The 19422-nt window shown below is 73.6% G+C and carries 15 protein-coding genes; 12 read left to right on the top strand and 3 right to left on the bottom strand.

Annotated elements, in window-relative coordinates; all coding sequences use genetic code 11:
• Positions 1-18: 18 nt before the first annotated feature.
• Positions 19-600 carry a cysteine dioxygenase gene (locus tag FHS37_RS36030; RefSeq protein ID WP_184829110.1) on the bottom strand — a complete coding sequence of 194 codons (582 nt, stop codon included), beginning with the start codon at positions 598-600 and terminating at the stop codon, positions 19-21.
• A 715-nt stretch (positions 601-1315) separates the two neighbouring features.
• On the opposite strand from FHS37_RS36030, the gene FHS37_RS36025 reads away from it, so the two are divergent.
• The 3 genes from FHS37_RS36025 to FHS37_RS36015 all read left to right on the top strand — a co-directional run bounded on the left by FHS37_RS36025 (position 1316) and on the right by FHS37_RS36015 (position 7024).
• Positions 1316-1579, top strand: a complete 264-nt coding sequence (locus tag FHS37_RS36025) for a WhiB family transcriptional regulator (RefSeq protein WP_003975777.1) — start codon at positions 1316-1318, stop codon at positions 1577-1579.
• Positions 1580-1889: 310 nt separating this feature from the next.
• The gene (locus FHS37_RS36020; protein ID WP_184829108.1) at positions 1890-5498 is read left to right on the top strand and encodes a glycosyltransferase family 2 protein; all 3609 of its coding nucleotides are present in this window, start codon (positions 1890-1892) and stop codon (positions 5496-5498) included.
• Positions 5495-7024 carry a DUF5719 family protein gene (locus FHS37_RS36015; RefSeq protein WP_184829106.1) on the top strand — a complete coding sequence of 510 codons (1530 nt, stop codon included), beginning with the start codon at positions 5495-5497 and terminating at the stop codon, positions 7022-7024. The genes FHS37_RS36020 and FHS37_RS36015 overlap by 4 nt, the downstream gene beginning before the upstream one ends.
• A 46-nt stretch (positions 7025-7070) precedes the next feature.
• On the opposite strand, the gene FHS37_RS36010 is transcribed toward FHS37_RS36015, so the two are convergent.
• Positions 7071-7520, bottom strand: coding sequence for a metallopeptidase family protein (locus FHS37_RS36010; RefSeq protein ID WP_184829104.1), 450 nt, complete (start codon positions 7518-7520; stop codon positions 7071-7073).
• 280 nt (positions 7521-7800) lie between these two features.
• Between FHS37_RS36010 and FHS37_RS36005 the strand changes: the two genes are divergently transcribed.
• From FHS37_RS36005 to FHS37_RS35970, 8 genes are all read left to right on the top strand, one after another.
• Positions 7801-8226: a DUF3499 domain-containing protein gene (locus tag FHS37_RS36005; RefSeq protein WP_159538685.1), complete on the top strand. Its 426-nt coding sequence runs from the start codon at positions 7801-7803 to the stop codon at positions 8224-8226.
• A 160-nt stretch (positions 8227-8386) separates the two neighbouring features.
• Positions 8387-9751 carry a phosphomannomutase/phosphoglucomutase gene (locus FHS37_RS36000; protein ID WP_184829102.1) on the top strand — a complete coding sequence of 455 codons (1365 nt, stop codon included), beginning with the start codon at positions 8387-8389 and terminating at the stop codon, positions 9749-9751.
• A 130-nt stretch (positions 9752-9881) separates the two neighbouring features.
• Positions 9882-10052, top strand: coding sequence for a Trm112 family protein (locus tag FHS37_RS35995; RefSeq protein ID WP_159533464.1), 171 nt, complete (start codon positions 9882-9884; stop codon positions 10050-10052).
• Positions 10053-10130: 78 nt separating this feature from the next.
• Positions 10131-11258 (top strand): SIS domain-containing protein, encoded by a 1128-nt coding sequence (locus FHS37_RS35990; protein WP_184829100.1) that lies wholly within the window; start codon positions 10131-10133, stop codon positions 11256-11258.
• 109 nt (positions 11259-11367) lie between these two features.
• Positions 11368-12519, top strand: coding sequence for a mannose-6-phosphate isomerase, class I (manA, locus tag FHS37_RS35985; RefSeq protein ID WP_184829098.1), 1152 nt, complete (start codon positions 11368-11370; stop codon positions 12517-12519).
• A gap of 142 nt (positions 12520-12661) precedes the next feature.
• Entirely contained in the window at positions 12662-13642 is a 981-nt protein-coding gene (locus tag FHS37_RS35980; protein WP_184829096.1) for a cation diffusion facilitator family transporter, read from the top strand.
• A gap of 987 nt (positions 13643-14629) precedes the next feature.
• Positions 14630-16087 (top strand): adenosylhomocysteinase, encoded by a 1458-nt coding sequence (ahcY, locus tag FHS37_RS35975; RefSeq protein WP_184829094.1) that lies wholly within the window; start codon positions 14630-14632, stop codon positions 16085-16087.
• Between the two features lie 153 nt (positions 16088-16240).
• Entirely contained in the window at positions 16241-16855 is a 615-nt protein-coding gene (locus FHS37_RS35970; RefSeq protein WP_184829092.1) for a hypothetical protein, read from the top strand.
• Between the two features lie 36 nt (positions 16856-16891).
• On the opposite strand, the gene FHS37_RS35965 is transcribed toward FHS37_RS35970, so the two are convergent.
• Complete coding sequence (locus tag FHS37_RS35965) at positions 16892-17902, bottom strand: RDD family protein (protein ID WP_184829090.1); 1011 nt, start codon at positions 17900-17902, stop codon at positions 16892-16894.
• 185 nt (positions 17903-18087) lie between these two features.
• On the opposite strand from FHS37_RS35965, the gene FHS37_RS35960 reads away from it, so the two are divergent.
• Positions 18088-19095: a stage II sporulation protein M gene (locus FHS37_RS35960; RefSeq protein WP_184829089.1), complete on the top strand. Its 1008-nt coding sequence runs from the start codon at positions 18088-18090 to the stop codon at positions 19093-19095.
• The last annotated feature ends 327 nt before the right edge of the window (positions 19096-19422 follow it).

Genomic DNA, 19422 nt, shown 5'->3' with positions numbered 1-19422 from the left:
GGCGGCCACGGCATCGCGTCAGGCAGTCACCGGACCGGGCGCCGTGCGCGCCTCGCAGTGCGGGGCCGTGGGGGTCCCCCCGGCCGAACGGAGCCCGGACTGGGGGAGCATGGGCATCTCGGTCAGGCCCGGGTAGTAGATGTGCAGGCTGACGGCGGGGTCGAGCGTGTCGTTGACGACCTCGTGGACGTAGCCCGGTGCGAACACGCGCTGGGCGCCGGCCGTCAACGCGCGCGTGCCGCGCCCGGTGCGCTCGGTCAGGGCGCCGTCCAGGACGGTCAGCACGCCGGAGGAGCGGCCGTGGGCGTGGCGCCCGCTGCCCTGGCCCGGGACCCAGGACAGGAGCCACACCTCGTAACCGAGGGGGGCCTCCCCTGCTCGAGCGGAGCCGAGAGCTTGGGGAACGGTGCGCAGCCGGTGGTACCAGCGGCTGGTGGCGTCGTACCGCACGAGGTGCTCCCACTGGGAGCGGTCGGCGGCGATGGAGCGGGCCAGGCCGGCGAACTCGGCGACGGTGGCCGGGTGCTCACGGGGCGCCTGGAGCAGGTGGGGGACTTCGAGGATGTCGCCGGCGATCTGGAGGTCGCTGTCGCTGTTCATGGGGTGCGGAGGTTCCTTGGCGGAGAAGCGGGGGGATGCGGGTGTCGCGTCGCGTGCGCCCGGATCGCGGGCGGCGGCGAGGGTGCCCCGGTGGGAGCGAAGGAGACAGCGGCCGAGTCGTGGGTGACTCGGCGGTGGCCGGAGCGTTCGGGCTCAACAGCCGGTACAGCGACAGCTACAGCGAGCGCGGGCAGCACCGAGGGACCCGGCGGGGCGGGTCGGGGTGAGTGCCGAGTTCGCGAGCATGCCCACCAGGACACCGGTTCACACCTTCACTGTCAACTCCGCGCCCGATATGTGGGACATGATTCACCTCATCCGGTTCATCTCCCGGGTGAAAGGTTTGCTCAGACGGTTCCCGGGACACATGGTGCGCACGGCCGGGCGCACCGAGCGCCGTTGCGATCCTGTGATCCGACTGTGATCCGGTTCGCTCGGGCGCGGGTGTCGGAACGAGATCGAACTCCAGGGCGTCCTCCCCGTAGAGGCTCTGCGCGGGTCCGGAGGCCCTCGGGGGTCCCGTGCGTGTGTCAAGGTTTAGGGTGATTTGAACACTTTCCGCTTGGCCTTGGTTCCGCAGAGTGAATAAGGGGCCCAATAGCAGATCTCGGCTTGACTCGCCCGGAGCAGCACACTTGTAATTTCACTCGTGTCGTTCAGCCGGAATCGGTAACGGCTGGATCACGGGGACGCGAAAGACGGACGAGGGGCGCACATGACCGAGCTGGTGCAGCAACTGCTGGTCGACGACGCGGATGAGGAGCTCGGCTGGCAGGAGCGCGCGCTGTGCGCCCAGACCGACCCCGAGTCCTTCTTCCCCGAGAAGGGCGGCTCGACCCGGGAGGCCAAGAAGGTCTGCCTCGCCTGTGAGGTCCGCTCCGAGTGCCTCGAGTACGCCCTCGCCAACGACGAGCGCTTCGGCATCTGGGGCGGTCTGTCCGAGCGCGAGCGCCGCCGGCTGAAGAAGGCCGCCGTCTGACGCACGGCACCTCGCCGCCGTACGGCACGTCACCGTTGCACGCGCGGCACCTCGGTGCGCACGGCACCTCCGCACGTACGTCACTTCGCACGCACGTCACTCACGGCCCGTCGCAGGTGGGATGTCCACAGGCGGCGGGCCGCCGTGTGGCAGCCGATAGTGTGGTCGCTCGTCCGAGACGCCCCGCTGCCCCCACCGGGCACAGGCGTCCCCCACAGTCCACCGAACCGGGGCCCGTACCTCGATGTCCGTGCACAGCCACCCGGCAGCCCGTCAAGACGCCGCTGCCCCACCTGAGTTCCCGCGCCACGTGGTGACCGCGGTCCTCGTCTCCCACGACGGCGCCCGCTGGCTGCCCGACGCGCTCGCCGGGCTGCTCGGCCAGGAGCGCCCCGTCCAGTTCGCCCTGGGCGCCGACACCGGCAGCGCGGACGACTCCGCCCGGCTGGTCACCGAGGCACTCGGCGACGACCACGTGCTGCACCTCGCCCGGCGCACCGGCTTCGGCCAGGCCGTCGAGGAGTGCAACCGCGCCGCGCCCGTCCTCACCCCCGAGGAGCTGCCCTACCTGAAGCGGCCCAGCGGCTGGGACCCGGTCACCCGCAGCTGGCGCGACGACGCCTACGACCTGCCCGAGCTCCCGCACGGCGAGCCGGTGCAGTGGCTGTGGCTGCTGCACGACGACTGCGCCCCCGAACCCGACGCGCTGGCCCAGCTGCTGCGCGTCGTGGAGAACGAGTACGAGCTCGGCCGCGACGACGTGGCCGTCGTCGGACCCAAGCTCCGCGGCTGGTACGACCGCAGGCAGCTGCTCGAGGTCGGCGTCTCCATCGCCAACTCCGGGCGCCGCTGGACCGGCCTGGACCGCCGCGAACAGGACCAGGGCCAGCACGACCACGTGCGGCCCGTGCTGTCGGTGTCCACCGCCGGCATGCTCGTCCGCCGCGACGTCTTCGACCGGCTCGGCGGATTCGACCGGCACCTGCCCCTCATGCGCGACGACGTCGACCTGTGCTGGCGCGTCCACGCGGCCGGACACCGGGTCCTCGTCGCCCCCGACGCGGTCGTCCGGCACGCCGAGGCGGCCTCCCGCGAACGCCGCACCGTCGACTGCGTGGGCCGCACCTCCGCCTCCCCGCACAAGGTGGACAAGGCGGGCGCCGTCTACACGCTGCTCGTCAACACCCGCACCGCGGCCCTGCCCTGGGTGCTGCTGCGCCTGGTCCTCGGCACGCTCCTGCGCACCCTCGCCTACCTCGTCGGCAAGGTCCCCGGACAGGCCCTCGACGAGATCCGCGGCCTCGTGGGCACCCTGCTGCGGCCCGAACGGATCCTCGCCGGACGGCGCCACCGCGGCAGCCCGCAGATCGACAAGGGCGAACTGCGGGCGCTGCTCCCGCCGCCCGGCGCGACCGTCCGCGTCACCGTCGAACAGGTCGCGGGCAACCTCGTCGGCCGCTCCGACCCCGAGGTCGCCTCCGGCGCCGGACGGCACGGCGGCGCCGTCGAGTCCGGGCCCGGCGACGACGACGCCGACTTCCTGGAGGTCGAGCAGTTCGCCCGGCTCAAGCGCATCGCCCGCAAGCCCGGTCCGGTGCTCTTCCTGGTGCTGCTGCTGGTCTCCCTCGCGGCCTGCCGGGCCCTCGTCGGCGGCGGCGCGCTCGCCGGTGGCGCCCTGCTGCCCGCGCCCGCCGACTCCGGCGAGCTGTGGGCGCGCTACACCGACGCCTGGCACGCGGTGGGCGCCGGCGGCACCGGATCCGCGCCGCCCTACCTCGCCGTCGTGGCGGCCTTCGCCTCCCTGCTGCTCGGCTCGACCGGCCTCGCCGTCACGATCCTGCTCGTCTGCTCGGTACCGCTGGCCGGGTTCACCGCGTACTTCGCCTCCCGCCCGCTCGTGGCGTCCCGGCTGCTGCGCGCGTGGGCGGCCGTCGCCTACGCCTTCCTGCCCGCCGCCACCGGCGCCCTGGCCGGCGGCCGCATCGGCACCGCCGTCCTCGCCGTCCTGCTGCCCCTCCTCGCCCGCGCGGGCATCGCCGCGAGCGGCCTCACGAACCCCGCGGGCGCCCGCGGAAGCTGGCGCGCCACCTGGGCGTACGCGCTGCTGCTCACGATCACCACCGCGTTCACCCCGATCGTGTGGCCCATCGCCCTGGTGCTCGGCCTCGGCGTCCTGGCCCTGCGCAGGACCGACATCACGGCGTACGCCCTGCGCTTCCTGGCCCAGCTGGGCACGCCGCTGCTCGTCCTCGCCCCCTGGTCGCTCTCCCTGCTCCCCTTCGGCTTCTTCCGGGAGGCCGGCCTGGAGTACGGCCCCTCCGCCGCCTCCGCCCTCGACCTGCTGGGCGCGAGCCCGGGCGGCCCCGGCACGGTCAGCGGCCTGCTGCTCATCGGCCTCGTGCTCGCCGCCCTCGCCGCCCTGCTCCGCGCCGAGCGCAGGGCGGCCGTCCTCACCGCCTGGACGGCCGCCCTGGTGGGCCTCGTCTTCGCGGTCCTGTCCAACCACTCCACCTGGGCCGGCCCCGCGACCCTCGTCTACGGCATCGCCGTGCTGGCCGCCGCCGCGCTCGGTGCCGACGGGGCACGCGCGCGGGTCGCCGAGCAGAGCTTCGGCTGGCGCCAGCCGGTCGCCGCGCTGATCGCCCTCGCCTGCGCCGCCGGCCCGCTGCTGGCCGCCGCGGGCTGGATGCTCCGTGGCGCCGACGGGCCCGTGGAACGGCGCGACCCCGTCCAGGTGCCCGCGTTCGTCGCCGAGGAGAGCGGCACCCGCGACCAGGCCCGCACCCTCGTCCTCGACAGCGACTCCGCCGCCCGCGTCGGCTACGTGCTGGTCCGCGGCTCCGGCGCCCGCATGGGCGACGCCGAGATCGCCGCGGTGGACGGGGAGAACACCCGGCTCGACAAGGTCGTCGCCAACCTCGTCGCCGGCTCCGGCGCCGACCAGGCCGACCAGCTCGGCGGATTCGCCGTGCGCTACGTCCTCGTCCACCCGGGCGCCCCCCGCGAGGTCACCCGCGTCCTGGACGCCACCCCCGGCCTGACCCGGCTCAGCCAGCAGGCGGGCGGCGCGCTGTGGCGGGTCGACCGGCAGGTCGCCCGCGCGAACATCGTCCCCGCCCAGGGCACCGAGGGCGAACCGCAGCCCGTCGCCGCCGGCCCCGTCGAGATCCACACCGAGGTCCCGGACGGCGCAGAGGGACGGATCCTCCGCCTCGCCGACTCCGCCGCGGAGGGCTGGACCGCCACCCTGGACGGCGAGCCGCTGCCCCGCACCACCGTCGACGGCTGGGCCCAGGGCTTCGAGCTCCCCGCCTCGGGCGGCCGGCTGGACGTCACCTACGACGCCCCGATCACCCACACCGCCTGGCTGTGGGCCCAGGGCCTGCTCGCCGTCGTCCTCGTCGTCATGGCCCTGCCCGGCCGCCGCCGCGACGTCGACGACGACCTGCCCGAGGAACCCGCCGTCCCCGCCGAGGCACTGGCCGGTGAGGGACGCCGTGCCCGCCGTCTGCGCGCCCAGGCCGAGTCCACCGCCGAAGAGGCGGGCGACGACGCGGAGTTCCCCGCCCCGCCGGAGCGGTCCCCGGTGCAGCCCCCGGTGCCCGTTCCGCCCCAGCCCGACCACGGCGCATGGGACGCGGCGGCCTACCCGGACGCCGGGCCCGGCACCGCGTACACCGGCGAGCAGTACCGGCAGGACACCCAGCAGTACGCGACGGACGCCTACGGCCCGCCGTACCAGGGCGACCCCTACCAGGGCGGCCAGTACGACCCGTACGCCTACGGCACCCCGCCCCGGCCGACGCCGTACGACCAGACGTACGGGCAGGGCTACGACCAGACCTACGCGCAGGGTTACGACACGCCGTACGACCCCCACGGCACGGGCAGTGAGCGTCCCGACGGGAGCCAGCAGTGAACCGCACCACCCTGTCCCTGATCGCGGCGGCCACCGCGCTCGCCGCCGTGACCGGCTTCGCCGCCCTGTCCGCACCGGACCCCGCGGCCACCGGCGACACCGCCGGGGCGGCCGCCCACCTGCCCGTGGAACGCACGAGCCTGCTGTGCCCGTCGCCCAGCACCTCCGACCTCGCCGAGACCGCGTACACGTCCTTCACACCGGTCACCGAGGGCACGGAGAACGAGGGCGGGGCCGAACTCCGGGCGGCGGAAAGGCCGGAGTCCGGGACGGACGGCGAGAAGGACGGCAAGGACGACGACTCCGGAGGGTCCGAGGGGGCCGGGAAGTCCGGGAAACCCGTCCTCGAACCCGAGGAGCCCGGCAAGCCGGTCAGCGGGGACACCACCGGAGGCGAGGCACCCGCGCTCGTCGGCACCGCCGACGGCCGCTTCGCGCCCGGCTGGACCGTGCAGCAGACGACCACGGTCAGCGCGGGCACGGGCCGCGGCCTGCAGGGCGTCACCTGCTCCGCCCCGGACACGGAGTTCTGGTTCCCGGGCACGAGCACCGCCCCCGACCGCACCGACTACGTCCACCTGACCAACCCGGACGACTCCGCCGCCGTCGTGGACATCGAGCTCTACGGCGAGGACGGCGTCCTCGAGACGGTGGTGGGGGAGGGCATCACGGTCCAGCCGCACTCCACCGAGCCGGTCCTGCTGTCCACCCTCACCGAGGAGCAGCAGACCGATGTGACCGTGCACGTCGTCGTCCGCAGCGGCCGGGTCGGCGCGGCCGTCCAGGCCCTGGACGACAAGCTGGGCGGCGACTGGCTCACCGCGTCGACCGATCCCGCGGGCAGTCTGGTCCTGCCCGGCATCCCGCAGGACGCCACCGCCGTGCGCCTGGTCGCCTTCGTCCCCGGCGACGCCGACGCCGACCTGAAGGTGCGCCTCGCCTCCCCCTCCGGTCTGATCACCCCCGCCGGTCACGAGACGCTCCACGTGAAGGGCGGCATGACGGCGGCCGTCGACCTGGGCGACATCACGCGCGGCGAGGCGGGCTCCCTGGTCCTGACGCCCACGGACGGCTCCGTTCCGGTCGTGGCGGCCGTACGGGTGCTGCGCGGCAAGGGCGACGCGCAGGAGTCGGCGTTCATCCCGGCCGCACGACCGGTCGGCACCCGCGCGACGTCCGCCGGCAACACCGCCAAGGGCACGACCCTCTCGGTGACCGCCCCCGAGGGCACCGCCAGGATCGAGGTCACCGCCTCGGCGGGCACCGAGGGCGGCACGCCGGCGTCCCGGACGTACACGATCAAGTCCGGCACCACGCAGAACGTCGACATCCCCGTGCCGGACGGCCTGAAGGGCACCTACGCCCTCACGGTCGAACCCCGGTCGGACACCCCCGTCTACGCCTCCCGGACCCTGGCGGCGACGGAGAACGGCGTCCCGGCCTTCACGGTCCAGCCCCTCCCGGACGACCGCGGCACGGTGGCGGTACCGGAGGCGGAGGAGGACCTGTCGGTCCTGCAGAAGTGACCGACGGCCGCGTACGGCGGACGGGGCGGGGGCGTCCGCGCCCCCGTCAGTCCTCCCCGTACCGGGGATCCACGGTCTCCGGCGTCAGCCCCAGCAGGTCCGCCACCTGCTCGACCACGACCTCGTGGACGAGCGCCGCCCGCTCGTCGCGCCCCTTGGTGCGGATCTCGACCGGCCGCCGGTAGACCACCACCCGCGCGGGACGCCCCTCGCGCGCGGGCACCGTCCCGCCCAGCGGCACCGCCTCGTCGCTCCACCCCAGCCCGCCCCCGTCCAGCCGCGGCACTTCCAGCACGAGGAAATCGATGTCGGCGAGCTGCGGCCACCGCCGCTCCAGCCGCTCCACGGAATCCTGCACCAGGTCGGCGAACGTCTCCGCGCGGCTGGCGGCGAGCGGCACCTGGGGCGGTGCGATCGGGCCGCGCATGCCCCGGCCGTGGCGATCACGGCGTCGGGGCCCGGGGCCGGCGGCACGGGGCGTCACGGGGCTGTCCATCACTGTGCAGGGTAGCCGTCGCCGACCCCGCCCGCCCGGCCCCCACACGCCTTCGGGCCGCCCCGCACGGCATGTCGTTACCTGACCGTTCCAGCCAAGGTTGGGCTCGATTCCGTATCTCTCCCGGACCGGCGACCTCAAGGCATTTGACGGTGTTTGCACCGACTGGTGACCGGAACCATAATCGTCCGGCATCCCGGACACCGGCGTCCGACCAGGTCAGCGAGGTACGCCCAAAGGGGTATGTGGGGCGTTTCACATCACGACACGGTGGGGTGACCTGGGGGAGAGTCGTCGCGGCCCGCTCAAGAGTGCGGTACCGTCCAACGTCGTGAGCCCTGTACGTCGCTGTTCGCGCACCGCTTGCGGCCGTCCCGCCGTCGCGACGCTGACGTACGTCTACGCCGACTCGACCGCGGTCCTCGGCCCGCTCGCCACCTACGCCGAACCCCACTGCTACGACCTGTGCGCCGAGCACTCCGAGCGCCTCACCGCGCCGCGCGGCTGGGAGGTCGTCCGCCTCCTCGACGGCTCGGCCCCGGCCCAGCCCAGCGGGGACGACCTGGAGGCGCTGGCGAACGCCGTGCGCGAGGCCGCCCGCCCCCAGGAGCGGGCGGCGGGAGCCGCCGGCGGGGCCCGTGCCGCCGACCCCATGGAGGTCGCACGCCGCGGCCATCTGCGGGTGCTCCGCTCACCGGACAACTGACGCGCTGCACCGACGCGCCGCGGACGCGCCGCGTGAGCCGCCGCCCCGAGGCCCCGTCCCGCCCGCTCGCCCGGAAGCCCGTCCGTCCACCGATCGCGGCGGGGTGTCCCCCTCTGCGGGTAGTTTGTGGGGACCGACAGGACTTTCGGAAGGGTTGGCCGTGGCTGCTGATCTGTCGCAGATCGTGAAGGCGTACGACGTACGCGGGGTCGTCCCCGACCAGTGGGACGAGTCCCTGGCCGAGCTCTTCGGCGCCGCCTTCGTCCGGGTGACCGGCGCGAGCGCGATCGTGACGGGACACGACATGCGGCCCTCGTCCCCCGGCCTGTCGGGCGCCTTCGCGCGGGGCGCGGCGGCCCAGGGAGCCGACGTGACCGAGATCGGCCTGTGCTCCACCGACCAGCTCTACTACGCCTCGGGCGCGCTGGACCTGCCGGGCGCGATGTTCACCGCCTCCCACAACCCGGCGCGGTACAACGGCATCAAGCTGTGCCGCGCGGGCGCCGCCCCGGTCGGCCAGGACACGGGCCTGGCCGAGATCCGCGACCTCGTCGAGCGGTGGAGCGAGTCGGGCGCCCCGGAGCCGGCGGCCGTCCCGGGGGCGGTCACCCGGCGCGACACGCTGGACGACTACGCGGCCCACCTGCGCTCGCTCGTCGACCTGGGCTCCGTCCGCCCCCTGAAGGTCGTCGTCGACGCGGGCAACGGCATGGGCGGGCACACCGTCCCGACGGTCTTCGCCGGCCTGCCGCTCACCCTCGTCCCGATGTACTTCGAACTCGACGGCACCTTCCCCAACCACGAGGCCAACCCCCTCGACCCGGCCAACCTCGTCGACCTGCAGAAGCGGGTCCGCGAGGAGGACGCCGACCTCGGCCTCGCCTTCGACGGCGACGCCGACCGCTGCTTCGTCGTCGACGAGCGGGGCGAGCCGGTCTCCCCGTCCGCGATCACCGCCCTGGTGGCCTCCCGCGAGCTGGCCAGGAACGGCGGCCGGGGCACGGTCATCCACAACCTGATCACCTCCCGGTCGGTCCCCGAGGTCGTGAAGGAGAACGGCGGCACCCCCGCCCGCACCCGCGTGGGCCACTCCTTCATCAAGGCCGAGATGGCCCGGACCGGCGCCATCTTCGGCGGCGAGCACTCCGCGCACTACTACTTCCGCGACTTCTGGAACGCCGACACGGGCATGCTGGCCGCCCTGCACGTCCTCGCCGCCCTCGGCGGCCAGCAGGGCACCCTGTCCGCCCTGGTCGCCGAGTACGACCGCTACGCCGGCTCGGGCGAGATCAACTCCACCGTCGACGACCAGGCCGCCCGCCTCGCCGCGATCCGGGCCGCGTACGAGGGCCGCGAGGGCGTCACCCTGGACGAACTGGACGGCCTCACCGTCACCTCCGCCGACTGGTGGTTCAACGTCCGCCCCTCCAACACCGAACCGCTCCTCCGCCTGAACGCGGAGGCCCGCGACGAGGCGACGATGGCCGAGGTGCGCGACGAGGCCCTGGCGATCATCCGGGGCTGACACCGCGCGGGACGGGCGGACGCCCCGGAAGCGGTCCAGGACCCAACATCCGCAGCCCGCCCGTCCCGCGCCCACCGGCGGTACGCTGACCAGGCACATCCGCATACGCCCGTCCCCGAAGGGAACCCCCATGGCGCTCGAAGCCGGCCTCCTGGAGATCCTCGCCTGCCCGGCCTGCCACTCCCCCCTCAAGGAGCAGGACGCCGAGCTCGTCTGCACCGGCCAGGACTGCGGACTGGCGTACCCGGTCCGCGACGGGATCCCCGTCCTCCTCGTCGACGAGGCCCGCCGCCCCGCGTAACCGACGATCCGGCGACCCGGCGCACCAGCGACCCGGCGCCCCGCGACCCGACGCCACGCCGATCGGAGGCTGTCGCCCATGCTCGACGAATCGCTGCTCGACTCACCCGAGGGCCTCGCCGAGGCCGACCACCGCGCCCTGCTCCGCGGCGCCGCCGAAGCGGGCGCCCGCGTCCGCACGGCCGTCCGGCACGCCGACGAGGCCGGTGTCCGCGACCTCAAGCCGGACGGCCGCCCCCGCGCCGTCCTCATCGCGGGACCCGGTGCCGCCGCCATCCAGGCCGCCGACCTCCTCGGCACCCTGGCCGGCGCCGGCAGCCCCGTCACGCGGCTCGCGCCGACCGGCGTCGCCCCCGCCGGGGGAGCACTGCGCTGGGAACTGCCCGGCTGGGCCGGCTCCGTGGACCTGCTGCTGATCGCCACTCCCGACGGCACCGAACCGGGCCTGTCCCTGCTCTTCGAGCAGGCGTACCGCCGCGGCTGCACCGTCGTCGCCGTGGCCCCCGCACGCACCCCGCTCGCCGAGGCCGTGAGCGGCTCCCACGGCCTGTTCGTCCCCATGGCCACCGCGCCCTACGACCAGGACGAACCCCTCGCCGCCACCGCCCCCGGCGTCCTGTGGGCGCTGCTCACCCCGCTGCTCGCGCTGCTGGACCGCATCGGCCTGCTCACCGCCCCGCCGGACGCCCTGGACAAGGTCGCCGACCGCCTCGACCGCATCGCCGAACGCTGCGGCCCGGCCATCGCGACGTACAGCAACCCGGCCAAGACGCTGGCCGCGGAACTCGCCGACGCGCTCCCCCTCGTGTGGACCGAGGGCGTCTCCGCGGGCCCGGCCGGCCGCCGCTTCGCCGCCGCGCTCGCGGAGCTGTCCGGCGTCCCCGCCGTCGTCGCCGAACTCCCCGAGGCGCTCGCCGCGCACGGCGCCCTGCTCGCAGGCCCGCTCGCCGCCAGTGCCGATCCGGACGACTTCTTCCGCGACCGCGTGGAGGAACCGCCCGCCCTGCACGCGCGCGTGGTGCTGCTCCGCGACCGCCCCATCGGCGGCCTCACCGCCGCCCCGGCCGCCCGTGACCTGGCCCTCAACCACGACACGCCGATCAGCGAGCTGGAACCGGAGGAGGGCGGCGAGCTGGAGACCCTCGCGGAACTGATCGCCGTCACGGATTTCGCCGCCGTTTACCTGGCGCTCGCCTCCGGAGCCTGATCATGCCCGGGACGCACTGACCTCCCGGCGCGCGTGCGCTCGGGATCCGGCAGACCCGGCAAGACCCGGCAGACCTGGCAGACCCGGCAGAAAGAACGCAGAGAGCCCCATGGACCGCCTCGACAACACCATCCGCCCCTACGCCTGGGGTTCCATCACCGCCATCCCGCGGCTGCTCGGCACCGAGCCGACCGGCGAGCCGCAGGCGGAGATGTGGATGGGCGCCCACCCCGGAGCCCCCTCGCGCACCCCGCGCGGCACACTGGCCGAGGTCATCGACGCCGACCCGGAGAAGGAACTCGGCGCGGCGTCGGTCGCGAAGTTCGGCCCGCGCCTGCCCTTCCTCCTCAAGCTCCTCGCCGCCGGCGCACCCCTCTCCCTCCAGGTCCACCCCGACCTGGACCAGGCCAGGGAGGGCCACGCGGACGAGGAGCGCCGCGGCATCCCCCTCGACGCCCCGCACCGCAACTACAAGGACGCCAACCACAAGCCCGAGCTGGTCTGCGCCCTCACCGAGTTCGACGGCCTGTGCGGCTTCCGCGACCCGCTGCGCGCCGCCGAGCTCCTCGACGGCCTCGGCGTGGACTCCCTCAAGCCGTACGTCGACCTGCTGCACGCCCACCCCGCGGAGGCGGCCCTGCGCGAGGTCCTCACCGCGATCCTCGGCGCCGACCCCGACGAGATGGCCCACACCGTCACCGAGGCGGCCGCCGCCTGCGACCGCCTCGGCGGCGCCTACGCCCCGTACGCCGACATCGCCCACCACCATCCGGGCGACCCCGGCGTCATCGCCGCGATGCTCCTCAACCACGTCCGGCTCCAGCCCGGCGAGGCCCTCTTCCTCGGCGCCGGCGTCCCGCACGCCTACCTGAACGGCCTCGGCGTCGAGATCATGGCCAACTCCGACAACGTCCTGCGCTGCGGCCTGACCCCCAAGCACGTCGACGTGCCCGAACTCCTGCGCGTCGTCCGCTTCGAGGCCGGCGACCCCGGCGTCCTGCGCCCGGAGGCCGGCCCGGACGGCGAGGAGCTCTACGAGACCCCCATCGACGAGTTCCGCCTCTCCCGCTACGTCCTCCCCGAGGGCGGCACCACCCACGACCTGACCCTGGGCACCCCGCAGATCCTGCTCTGCACGGCCGGCTCGGTACGCGCGGGCGGGCACGAACTGTCCCCGGGGGCGTCCGTGTTCGTCCCCGCGGGTGAGAGGGCCGAAGTGTCGGGTACCGGAACCCTGTTCAGGGCCACGGTCGTCGCCTGACCTCCGCACGGCGCCGACCTGACGCGCCGTCGCGCGGAAGGGCTGCAACAATGGCCCACCGTCAAAGGACGGGCACCCTCCCGGACGTGCGCGCACGCACGTCCGGGTCCGAGAACGGCGTACGAAGGGACAACGCGAACACATGAGCGCGTCAGGCGGCACCAAGGCGATCGTGGCGGCACTCGCCGCCAACCTCGCGATCGCGGTAGCGAAGTTCGTGGCGTTCATCTTCAGCAACTCATCGTCGATGCTCGCCGAGTCCGTCCACTCGCTCGCCGACTCCGGCAACCAGGCCCTGCTCCTGGTCGGCGGCAAGAAGGCACAGCGCCGGGCCACCCCGCAGCACCCCTTCGGCTACGGCCGCGAGCGCTACATCTACGCCTTCCTCGTCTCCATCGTGCTCTTCTCGGTCGGCGGCATGTTCGCCCTCTACGAGGGCTACGAGAAGATCAAGCACCCGCACGAGCTGGAGCACTGGTACTGGCCGGTCGGCGTCCTCGTCTTCGCGATCATCGCCGAGTCCTTCTCCTTCCGCACCGCCATCAAGGAGTCCAACGTCCTGCGCGGCAAGCGCTCCTGGAAGGAGTTCGTCCGCCACGCCAAGGCGCCCGAACTGCCGGTCGTCCTCCTGGAGGACCTCGGCGCGCTCGTCGGTCTGATCCTCGCCCTCGGCGGCGTCGGCCTCGCCCTGCTCACCGGCGACAGCGTCTGGGACGGCATCGGCACCCTCTGCATCGGCGTCCTGCTCATCCTGATCGCCCTGGTCCTCGCCGCCGAGACGAAGTCCCTGCTGCTCGGTGAGGCCGCGGGGCCCGAGGAGACCCGGAAGATCGAGGCCGCCGTCGTCGACGGCGACACCGTCACCCGCATCATCCACATGCGCACCCTCCACATCGGCCCGGAGGAACTGCTGGTCGCCGCCAAGATCGCCGTGCGGCACGACAACACGGCCACGGAGATCGCCACCGCCATCGACGCCGCCGAGTCCCGCATCCGCGAGGCCGTCCCGATCGCCCGCGTGATCTACCTCGAACCCGACATCTACAGCGAGACCGAGGCGGCCCGGGGAGCCGACCCCGAGGCCACCCCGGGCGGCCCGGCCCCGCACGGCACCGAGCACTGAGCCCAGCACGGTACAAGGGCCCGCCGATCACCCGGCGGGCCCTTCGCCGTGCCGGTGGTCCGGTGGCCCACAAGAGCCCGGGCCACTGCCCGGTGCGGACCGGCCGCCGCCGCGCGGCCCGCCCCGCGAGCACGCAGCACACCCCACGACCACCAGCACCGGACCGGGCAGCGTGCCCACCGCGAGCAGCACCACGCCCGCCCGGTCCTCCGCCGCCCCGCCCCGCACCGCCCCCACGGGCACCGTGCCGCCGTGGCCGTCGGCGAAGCGACGGGGGTCCCGCGACGGCGGCGGTGGTCGCCCAGCAGGAACAACCGCCCCCGGGCACCCGGACGCCGTGACGCGCGGTACGCGGACCGTCCGCACACCCGTCCTTGACGTACGGTTCGGCCGGCGGCCTGCCGCTGACGGTGACCCGCCGGGCCGTGCCTCCGCCGTCGCGGCACGCGGCCGGTCCCCGCCCACACCGATGACCCGGTGCACGACGACCCCGCTCCCCGGACGACGGTCCGGCGCCGCGAACACCACCACGTCACCGCGCCGCACCTCGTCCCCGTCCGCGCGCGGACGAGCCGGTCGCCGGGCCCGTGCGGCGGTGTCGTGCTTCCGCCGGCCACGGTGCCCGTCCCGTAGCCCCGGTTCCCTCGCCGGTTCCCCCGCAGGGCCGGCAGCGGGACCGGCGATCACCCCGCGAACGACGGCCGGCGGACCGGCGGCCGAAGGCGCGGTGCCCGACAGATCGGCCTGATGTGTTCGCGGGCGGACTGGGGTGGGCCGGGCCGGTCGGTGTAGCTTGGGACGGAGCCAGACGTCGCTGCTGATGGCGGTCGGGCGGCCCACCACGGGCCGGCCGAGGGAGAGAGGGCCTCCGACGGACTGCGCTGCGCGCACGCGGGCATGCCTGTGTCCTCTTCTGGGCACCCCTGTGTCCGCCGCCGCGCAGACCAGCCGTACCCACCTCGACCCGACACCGAGGAGCAGCTCGCAATGACGACTGTCGACAACCGACAGGACTTCAAGGTCGCCGACCTCTCCCTGGCCGAATTCGGCCGCAAGGAGATCACCCTCGCCGAGCACGAGATGCCCGGCCTGATGGCGATCCGCAAGGAGTACGCCGAGGCCCAGCCCCTGGCCGGCGCCCGGGTCACCGGCTCCCTGCACATGACCGTGCAGACCGCCGTCCTGATCGAGACCCTGGTCGCCCTCGGCGCACGGGTCCGCTGGGCGTCCTGCAACATCTTCTCCACCCAGGACCACGCCGCGGCCGCCATCGCCGTCGGCCCGAACGGCACGCCCGACAACCCGCAGGGCGTCCCGGTCTTCGCCTGGAAGGGCGAGACCCTCGAGGAGTACTGGTGGTGCACGGAGCAGGCGCTGACCTGGCCCGACAGCCCCACCGGCGGCCCCAACATGATCCTGGACGACGGCGGTGACGCCACCCTCCTCGTCCACAAGGGCGTCGAGTACGAGAAGGACGGCAAGGTCCCCTCGCCCGACACCGCCGAGTCCGACGAGCACCGCGTCATCCTCGAACTGCTCACCCGCACCCTGGGCGAGAACCCGCAGAAGTGGACCCGGCTGGCCTCCGAGATCCGCGGTGTCACCGAGGAGACCACGACCGGCGTCCACCGCCTGTACGAGATGCAGCGCGAGGGCACCCTCCTGTTCCCGGCGATCAACGTCAACGACGCCGTCACCAAGTCGAAGTTCGACAACAAGTACGGCTGCCGCCACTCCCTGGTCGACGGCATCAACCGCGCCACCGACACCCTGATCGGCGGCAAGACCGCGGTCGTCTGCGGCTACGGCGACGTGGGCAAGGGGTGCGCGGAGTCCCTGCGCGGGCAGGGCGCCCGCGTGATCGTCACGGAGATCGACCCGATCTGCGCGCTGCAGGCCGCGATGGACGGCTACCAGGTCACGACGCTGGACGAGGTCGTCGACAAGGCCGACATCTTCATCACCACGACCGGCAACAAGGACATCATCATGGCCTCCGACATGGCCAAGATGAAGCACCAGGCGATCGTCGGCAACATCGGCCACTTCGACAACGAGATCGACATGGCCGGCCTCGCCAAGGTCCCCGGCATCGTCAAGGACGAGATCAAGCCGCAGGTCCACACCTGGACCTTCCCCGACGGCAAGAAGATCATCGTGCTGTCCGAGGGCCGCCTGCTGAACCTGGGCAACGCCACCGGCCACCCGTCGTTCGTGATGTCCAACTCCTTCGCGGACCAGACCCTGGCCCAGATCGAGCTGTTCACCAAGCCCGACGCGTACCCGACCGGCGTCTACGTGCTGCCCAAGCACCTCGACGAGAAGGTCGCCCGCCTCCACCTCGACGCGCTCGGCGTGAAGCTGACCACGCTCCGCCCGGAGCAGGCCGAGTACATCGGCGTGAAGGTCGAGGGCCCGTTCAAGCCGGACCACTACCGCTACTGAGCTCCGCTCCCACCGGGCGGGCGCGACCGTGCACGGACGCGCCCGCCCGGCAGCAGGTCCTCCGAAGCAGGCCCCCGCACCCCCGTGCCGGGGGCCTGCCCCGTCGGCGGGCCGGCGACCGGCCGACCCAGCCCGTCAAGACCCAGGACCCCCATGCCCCGCGGCCGTTATTCGCTCCACGATCCGCACGATCACACCCCCCTCGCAGAAGAGCACTTCCACTGCGCTCCAGGCCCCTCCGGCTGGCGCTACGTCTCCCAGCTCACCGCCCCCTCCGGCGATCACCTGGGCTCGGTCGACCTCGCCCTGGACGAACTGGGCCGCCCCATCCGGCTCGAACTCCACACCGCGAGCTGGCAGGTCCGCGGCGCCGCCCTCGACGGCGTCACCTGGGTCCGCACCGACCCCACCGGGGCCCACGCCACCGAAGGCAATGTGCGCGCCCACGCCTTCACCGGCTCGTCCCCCGCCTTCCTCGTCGCCACCACCCGTCTCCTGCGCCTCGCCCCCTCCTCGTCAGCCACCCGCGTACGCCTCGTCGCCTTCACCGACCCGGTCCTCGCCCCGCGCACCGTGGACCAGTCCTGGGCGCTGGTGGGAAGAGAAGCACACGCCACTGACAACGGTCCCCTGACCGTGGACGAATACCAGGTCACAGCCCTGGACACAGGCGAACGGCACACCGTGCACATCGCCGGGGACGTGGTCCTCGCCGCCCCCGGGATCGAGTTGGAGGACCTCGCATCACCACCGTCGGTCTTCGACTGAGCGGCACGCCCGACCGAGCGGCACGCCCCACGAGGCCTACGACGGCGGCACGAACCCCGTGGAGGGGCGATCGGCCGGTGCCGCGTCCCGCGGCGTGGCGGCCCGGCCCCCCTGCGCCGGCACGTCCACGCCCTCCGCGGAGGAACGCACGGACGGCGTCCCGGGCGCCACGGCCCGCGGGACCGGGAACGGGACGGCCGGCCGGCCGTCCGGCGGCACGACCGCGGGAGGACGAGCGGACGGGGCGTAGGCCCCCGCCGGACCGACGGCGCCGACATGACCGCCACCCGCGACCGCCCCGTCCCCGAAGGCCCGCCGGGCCTCCCGGGCCTGCCGCTCCTGCAGCACCGCCGCCAGATAGGCCGCGGGCGGCACCCCCGGCGGCACCGGTGCCCCGGTGCGGTCCGCCAGGTCCGCCGCCAGCCGCTCCGCCATCGTCCAGCCGACCTGCGGATCCAGCTGCTGCATCCGCGTCAGGTACTGCCGGACGGCGAGCCACAGACCGTCGGGCACCGCCGACAGGTCGAGGGCCGAGAACCGACCGGCCAGCCACGGAGGCGGCGGCGGCACGAAACCGCCCTGCCCGGCCGGTACGCGCTCCCGTACGACCAGAGTCCCCGCGAACACGTCCCCGAGCCGCCGGCCGCGCGCGGACACCAGGGAGGCGATGCAGGCCACGACCCCGAACGTCATCAGGATCTCGATCACACCGATCAGGCCCCGCACCAGCGCATGCCGGAACCGGATCGGCCCCCCGTCGTCCCGCACCACCCGCAGACCGCACGCCATCTTCCCGAGCGACCGCCCGTGACTGAGCGTCTCGACCGCGATCGGCCCGCCCACCAGCAGGAGCACGAACACCGCGATCGATATCGCCGTCTGCGCCGCTTGGTCCAGAGAAGCCGTGGAGGCCACCAGGGCGATGGTCACGGCGACGTAGGCCACCACGGCCACCGCCAGATCGAGCAGCACGGCCAGTGCCCTGCTGGGCAGCCTCGCGGGGCGCAGCTCCAGTGCCACCGCCTCGCCCGTCACCAGCTCACTCACGCCCGCCGCCCTTTCCTGGCCTGCCTCGAACACCGCCAGTCTGCCAAGCTGATGACACATCGCACCGCAGTACGACGAGCCGATCAAGCAGATCATCGATCCAGCCGGTCCGGCCGATCGCCGACGAGCCACGGACGAGCCGGGCCGGCGAACAGCCGACGAACAGCCGAGGAGCAGACACACCGATGGACCTCGACGTCTTCGTCTCCGCCCACCGCGCGGAGTGGGACCGTCTGGACGCCCTGCTCGGGCGCCGGCGCCGTCTCACGGGTGCAGAAGCCGACGAACTCGTCGTCCTCTACCAGCGCACCGCCACCCACCTCTCCCTGATCCAGTCGGCCGCACCGGATCCCCAGCTGACCGGCCGGCTCAGCCAACTGGTGGCACGCGCGCGCAGCGCGGTCACAGGCGCCCGGCACGCGTCCTGGCGGGACGTCACCCGCTTCCTCACCCACAGCTTCCCGGCGGCCGTCTACACGTCACGCCACTGGTGGGTGCCCACGGCCCTCCTCTCCACGGCCGTCGCGGCACTGCTCGGCTGGTGGATAGGCACCCATCCCGAAGTACAGGCGTCCATCGCGGCCCCCGGCGAACTGCGTGAGCTCACCCGCCCCGGCGGCCAGTACGAGACGTACTACTCGAGCCACCCCGCGACCTCCTTCGCCGCCCAGGTCTGGACGAACAACGCGTGGGCCGCCGCCCTCTGCCTGATCCTGGGCGTCTTCCTGGGCCTGCCGGTCCTCTGGATCCTCTTCCAGAACATGCTCAACCTCGGCGTCGGCTTCGGCCTGATGTCCTCCGCCGGCCGCCTCGACACTTTCCTCGGCCTCGTCCTGCCCCACGGCCTCCTCGAACTGACCGCGGTCTTCGTCGCCGCCGGAACCGGCCTCCGCCTCGGCTGGACCGTCGTCGACCCGGGCCCCCGCACGCGCCGCACGGCACTCGCGGAGGAGGGCCGAGCAGCCCTGGCCATGGCGATCGGCCTCGCCCTGGTCCTCTTCGTCTCCGGCGCGATCGAAGGCTTCGTCACCCCGTCGGGCCTGCCCACCTGGGCGCGCATCACCATCGGGGTCGTCGCCGAGCTGGCCTTCCTGGCCTACGTCTACGTCCTGGGCGGTCGCGCGGCACGCGCCGGCGAGACCGGTGACCTGGACGCGGCCGAGCGCAGCGCCACCGTCCCGACGGCCGCCTGATGTGCGCAGCGGTCCGTTCACCTGCTAGTCTCCTCTTCGCCCCACGGGAGCCGTTGACACGGAAGCTGCGGGGAGGTAGATTCAAACAGTTGCCTGGAGATGGGGTCCCACCCGGAAGGCGACAGTGACATCTATCCGCTTCTCGAAACACTTCTTTCGAAGAAGCCTCCTCCCGATAAATCGGAAACGAAGGCCGGTCAATCCGCCCTGGAACTTCTGATAAAGTCGGAACCGCCGGAAAGGGAAACGCGGAAGCGGGAACCTGGAAAGCACCGAGGAAATCGGGTCGGAAAGATCTGATAGAGTCGGAAACACCGAAGGGAAGCG

Origin of the sequence: Streptomyces griseomycini (assembly GCF_014203535.1) — a bacterium.
In the GTDB taxonomy this organism is placed as follows: domain Bacteria; phylum Actinomycetota; class Actinomycetes; order Streptomycetales; family Streptomycetaceae; genus Streptomyces; species Streptomyces griseomycini.
Note: the sequence above shows the minus strand (reverse complement) of the source record. Positions and strands in the feature narration are given on the sequence as shown.